Origin of the sequence: Phytoactinopolyspora endophytica (genome assembly GCF_004138495.1) — a bacterium.
GTDB lineage: Bacteria > Actinomycetota > Actinomycetes > Jiangellales > Jiangellaceae > Phytoactinopolyspora > Phytoactinopolyspora endophytica.
Map to the genome: position 1 here is coordinate 142,900 of NZ_ML142859.1, position 5,656 is coordinate 148,555.

The 5,656-nt window shown below is 69.0% G+C and carries 4 protein-coding genes; all 4 read left to right on the forward strand.

What is annotated here, in order from left to right; translation table 11 throughout:
* A partial coding sequence (gene menC, locus ELR45_RS20810; protein WP_240759950.1) for an o-succinylbenzoate synthase occupies positions 1 to 1,016 on the forward strand: 1,016 nt, incomplete at its 5' end.
* Positions 1,017 to 1,026: 10 nt separating this feature from the next.
* Positions 1,027 to 2,634, forward strand: a complete 1,608-nt coding sequence (locus ELR45_RS20815; RefSeq protein ID WP_129668062.1) for a PucR family transcriptional regulator — start codon at positions 1,027 to 1,029, stop codon at positions 2,632 to 2,634.
* A gap of 162 nt (positions 2,635 to 2,796) precedes the next feature.
* Entirely contained in the window at positions 2,797 to 4,224 is a 1,428-nt protein-coding gene (locus ELR45_RS20820; RefSeq protein WP_165367971.1) for an HTTM domain-containing protein, read from the forward strand.
* A gap of 58 nt (positions 4,225 to 4,282) precedes the next feature.
* The coding region (locus ELR45_RS20825) for a GuaB1 family IMP dehydrogenase-related protein (RefSeq protein WP_129668144.1) at positions 4,283 to 5,656 on the forward strand (1,374 nt) is incomplete at its 3' end.

Below are 5,656 nucleotides of genomic sequence, written 5' to 3' on the forward strand. Positions count from 1 at the left end.
CGGTTACACCGGGCGCCGAGGGCTGGGGCGAGTGCGTGGCGTTGAGCGAGCCGCTGTACTCGTCCGAGTATGTGGACGGCGCCGCCGACGTGATCCGCCGCTTCCTGGGGCCGCGGCTGCTGGCCGCCGGTGACCTGCGCCCGCACCAGGTGGCCGACCTGCTGGAGCCCGTGAAGGGGCACCGGATGGCCAAGGCCGCGATGGAGACGGCCGTGCTGGACGCGTGGCTGCGGGAACGTGGAGAGTCGTTCGGGGGCTATCTCGGTGCGGTGCGTGACCGGGTGCCGGCCGGGGTGTCGGTCGGGATCATGGACACGGTCCCACGGCTGCTGGACGCCGTCGACGGCTACCGTCAGCAGGGATACCTCCGGATCAAGCTGAAGATCGAGCCGGGCTGGGACGTGGAACCCGTGCGGGCGGTTCGGGAGCGGTTCGGCGACGAGCTCCTGCTACAGGTGGACGCCAACGCGGCCTACACGCTGGCGGACGCCGCCACGCTGGCGCGGCTGGATGCGTTCGAGCTGCTGCTCATCGAACAGCCGCTGGCCGAAGACGATCTGAGGCAGCACGCCGAGCTGGCCCGGCTGGTCCGCACCCCGATCTGTCTCGACGAGTCGATCGTGTCGGCGAAGGTGGCGGCCGACGCGATCGCGCTGCGTGCCACACGGGTGATCAACATCAAGCCGGGCCGTGTCGGCGGGTACCTGGAGGCTCGGCGGATCCACGACCTCTGCCAAGCGCACGGCCTGCCCGTCTGGTGTGGCGGCATGCTGGAGACAGGCCTGGGCCGGGCGGCGAACGTGGCCTTGGCCGCGCTCCCCGGGTTCAGTCTGCCCGGTGACACGTCGGCATCGGACAGGTACTACGAAACCGACATCACCGAGCCGTTCGTGCTGGAGGAGGGCCACGTCGCGGTCCCGGACGGGCCCGGGCTCGGCGTCGAGCCGCTGCCGGACGCGCTGCGCGAACGGACCACGAGCACGGAATGGCTGGGAGGAGACTCCCCGGGTTCGTAGGATGCTGAGAATGGTGCACCGGCCACGGGCCACGCTCAGCCGCGTCATGGACGACCTAGGGTCGACGTTGCTGGAAGTGGTGGCCGGCCGGGTCGACCCGGCCACCGAGGTAGGCGGCGTCGTCTTCCATGACCCGCTGGATCCACCGGACCTCACGGACAAGACGCTGGTGCTCGGCGTGGGTCTTGCCGGCGCCGACGAGATCACTACGGTGATCAGGGACATCGGCAAGGCCGGTGCGGCCGGCCTGGTGGTCCGGGTGCCGGTCGAGACGTCGCGTGCCGTCCAGGAGGCGGTCCGGGACTCCGATGTGGTGTTGTTCGGGCTCACCAGGGGAGCCTCCTGGGCCCAGGTGGCGGCGCTGTTGAGGTCGTTGCTGGCGGTGGACGATCTGGGCGGCGGAGACGGCGAGACCCTGGCCGGGGCGGCCGCGGGCGACCTGTTCGCGCTGGCGGGCGCGGTCTCCGAGCTGCTCGATGGGCCGGTCACCATCGAGGATCTCAACTCCCGGGTGCTGGCGTTCTCAGCCGACCAGGACCAAGCGGACGAGCCGCGCAAGGAGACCGTGCTCGGCCGGCGGGTGCCGGAGCGGTTCACCCGAGAGCTGGAACGCAGGGGTGTCTTCCGGGCGCTGTACGGATCAGACCAGCCGGTCTTCGTGACCGGCCTCACCGGCGTCGACCTGCCGCGGGTGGCGGTTCGTGTGCGCGCCGGCGACGAGGTGCTCGGGTCGATGTGGGCGGCCGTAACCGGCCCGCTGTCGGCCGAACGCGAGCAGGCGTTCGTCGACTCGGCCAAGCTGGTCGCGCTGCACATTCTCCGGCAGCGGGCGGGCGCGGACGTGGAGCGGAGGCTGCGTGCCGAGCTCGTCGCGACGTTGCTGGAGGGCGGCCCGAGCGCGGCCGAGGCGGCCGGGCGGTTGGGGGTCGCGGTGGGCCCGAGCTGCGTACTCGCGCTCACCGTGCGTGAGCACGGCGACGCCTCGCGTGTCGAAGCGGAGCTGCAGCGCGTGACCGGGGCGTTCGCGCTGCACCTGGCCGCCGTCCATCCGCGCTCGGCGGTCGCGCTGGTCGGTGGCGTCGTCTACGGCGTCATCCCGCTGGCGGAGCGTGACATCGCCGCGGACCGGCGAGCCGTTGCCGTGGCGCGAGAGTTCGTGGATCGGATCCGCGACCACGACGCCGTGGTCATCGGCATCGGCAGGATCGCCGACGACGCCTCGGAGCTGCCGCGTTCCCGGGCCGACGCGGACCGTGCACTGCGCGTACTGCGGAACGGGCGGGCACCGTCCCGGGTGGCGCGCGCCGAAGACGTCTGGGCGGCCTCCCTCCTGCTGGAGCTGGGCGACCTGATGGCGGCCGAACGCCAGGAACCGTCCGGCCCCGTGGGCAGGCTGGCCGACTACGACGCCAAACATCGTGGTGAGCTGGTGGAGACGCTTCGGGCCTGGCTGGACGCGTTCGGGGATGTCGGCAGGGCCGCCGCGACACTGCATGTGCATCCGAACACCTTCCGGTACCGGTTGCGGCGCATCGGTGAGATCGGCGGGATCGACCTGGACGACCCCGAGGCGAGGTTCGCCGCCATGCTGGAGCTCCGGCTGAGCCCGGGACACTAGAGGCTGAGAGGTCGCAGAGTGGGAGTCGCCTGACTCGTAGCCCTTCCGCATCCCGGCTGGCGGCGTCGTCGTCGAAGGGCTGGACCTGGGCGCGGTCCGATGTGCACGTCAGTGGCGGCGGCGGAACTTGCCTGTCGGCAGGTAAGTCTAGGATCGTTGAGTATGGCGATCATCGAACGGCGCCGGTGGGTGGATCCGCGCGCCGCTGCCGCACAACCGGTCAACGGTGCGAGCGCGGCGTTCTTCCGGATCGCGTTCGGCGTGGCGATGCTCGTCAACGTTCTGCTGTACCTGCCGACCCTGGTGCACGAGTACTACGTCGATACGTCGTTCCACTTCTCCTACGCGTGGTTCGACTTCATCAAGCCGCTTCCCGGCTTCGGCATACACGCCGTCTACGTCGTCGAAGGCCTACTGGCCATCCTGATCGCCCTCGGGCTCTGGTACCGGCGTGCCGTAGCCGGATTCTTCGTCCTGCACACCTATGTCTTCCTGATCGACTCCACGTACTTTCAGAACCATGAGTACCTGATCTCGCTCGTCTCGTTCTTCATGATCTTCATGCCGCTCGAGCGCAGATGGTCGCTCGACGCGCGGCGCCGGCCGGAGCTCGCGTCGTCGACGGTGCCCGCGTGGGTCGTATGGCTGCTCCGGTTCCAGTTCGGCATCGTGTACTTCTACGGCGGGGTGGCCAAGCTCAACCTCGATTGGCTGCAAGGCGAGCCGCTGCGGATGTGGCTGCACGCCCGCACCGACGTCCAGCTCATCGGGCCGCTGTTCGACTTCGAGCCCGTCGTGCTGGTGATGACGTACGGTTCGCTGCTGTTCGACCTGAGCATCGCCTTCTTCCTGCTGCACCGTCGCACCCAGGTGCCGGCCTTCGTCGTCGCGTGTTGCTTCCACCTGCTCAACGTGCGGTTGTTCGGGCTCTTCGTCTTCCCATGGCTGATGATCGCGGCGTCCACCATCTACTTCCGCCCGGACTGGCCGGAGCGGGTCTGGGCCTGGGCACGCAAGCGCCGCCGTCGTGGGGCCGAGCTCTCGGCTTCGGACGTGCCGGCACGGGCGCAGACCGGCTCGGCATCCGAGTCACGGTCGGTGCCCGAGCCACGATCCGTGCCCGAGCCACGCCCAGCTCCCGGACGCATATCGAAGACACTGGCGACCTTCCTGGTCGCTTGGGCTGTCGTGCAGGTCTTGGTGCCGTTGCGGCACTACCTGATACCCGGATCACCGAACTGGACGGAGGAGGCACATCGCTTCTCCTGGCACATGAAGCTGCGGGACAAACAGAGCACCGGCACCTTCTACGTCATACAGAACGGTACGACATTGGAGGTCACCGCCTCGGAGCATCTGAACCCGAAGCAAGAGTTCCGGATGTACGGTCATCCCGAGCGGGTGGTGCGGTTCGCCCACTATCTGTCCGACCTGCATGACGGGGCCGAGATACGCGCCGTGACGTCAGTCTCCTTGAACGGGCGCGAGCCGGCCCCCATCGTCGACCCGGGAGTCGACCTCGCCGACGTGCAGCTGGTCTGGTGGGGCCATGCGGACTGGATCCTTGCGTTGGAGGAGCCGCTGCGCTGATCGGCAGGGGCGGTAGATCGTACTCTTGGGGGTGCTGCCGACAATGGGGGTTTGACCTATGCGCTTTCTTCACGACCGTGTGCCTGAGCACGATCTCACCTACAGCGATGTCTACATGGTGCCGAGCCGCTCAGACGTGAGCTCACGGCTCGACGTGGACCTTCGCACCTTGGACGGCAGCGGCACCACGGTCCCGGTCATCGCCTCTAACATGACGGCGGTGTCCGGGCGGCGGATGGCCGAGACACTTGCCCGGTGTGGCGGCTTGGCGGTGATCCCACAGGACATCCCGGTGGATGTCGTCACCGATGTGATCGCGTGGACGAAGCAACGTCACGTCGTCTATGACACCCCGCTGCGGATGGAACCGACGGGCACGGTGGGTGAGGCGCTGAACCTGCTGCCCAAGCGGGCCCACGGCGCGGTCGTCGTCGTCGAGAACGGCCGGGCGGTCGGTGTGGTGGCCGAGGCCGACTGCGAGGGTGCCGACCGGTTCACCCAGGTGCGAAGTGTCATGTCGACAGATCTGCTCTCGCTGCCTGACGGCATCGGCGCCGAGGAGTCGTTCAACCGGTTGCATGGCGGCGGACACCGGCTGGCCCCGGTCGTGGACAGTGATGGTCGCATCGTCGGCGTGCTGACCCGCCAGCGCGCGCTCCGGTCCAGCCTGTACATGCCTTCCACCGACGCCGAGGGGCGGCTGCGGATCGCGGCGGCGATCGGTATCAGCGGAGACGTGGCAGCCAAGGCGAAGGCGTTGCTCGACGCGGGCGTCGACGTCCTGGTGATCGACACCGCCCATGGGCACCAGGAACGCATGATCGACGCGTTGCGTGCCGTACGCCGGATCGACCCCCAGGTGCCCGTCGCGGCCGGTAACGTGACGACGGCCGACGGCGTCACCGACCTGGTGGAGGCCGGAGCCGACATCGTCAAGGTCGGTGTCGGTCCCGGTGCCATGTGCACGACGCGGATGATGACCGGGGTGGGCCGGCCACAGTTCTCCGCGGTGCTGGAGTGTGCCACGCGGGCGCGTGAGCTGGGCAAGCATGTCTGGGCGGACGGCGGCGTGCGGCACCCGCGGGACGTCGCGCTCGCACTGGCCGCCGGCGCATCGAACGTGATGATCGGTTCGTGGTTCGCCGGCACGTATGAGTCTCCGGGCAACACCCTGCGTGACAACGAGGGCCGCCTGTACAAGGAGAGCTTCGGCATGGCCTCGGCGCGGGCTGTCCAGGCCCGGACCGCCGACGACACGCCGTTCGAGAGAGCCCGCAAGGGCCTGTTCGGCGAGGGCATCTCCAGGGCACGGATGTATCTGGATGCTGAGCGCCCGAGTGTCGAGGATGTCCTCGACGGGATCGTCGCGGGTGTGCGCAGTGCGTGCACGTATGCCGGTGCGAGCAACCTCGAAGCCTTCCACGCCCAGGCC

Excerpts from the sequence above, each read along its gene's own strand:
- ELR45_RS20815 (WP_129668062.1), top strand. The coding sequence starts at position 1,027 with ATGGTGCACCGGCCACGGGCCACGCTCAGCCGCGTCATGGACGACCTA.
- ELR45_RS20820 (WP_165367971.1), top strand. The coding sequence starts at position 2,797 with ATGGCGATCATCGAACGGCGCCGGTGGGTGGATCCGCGCGCCGCTGCC.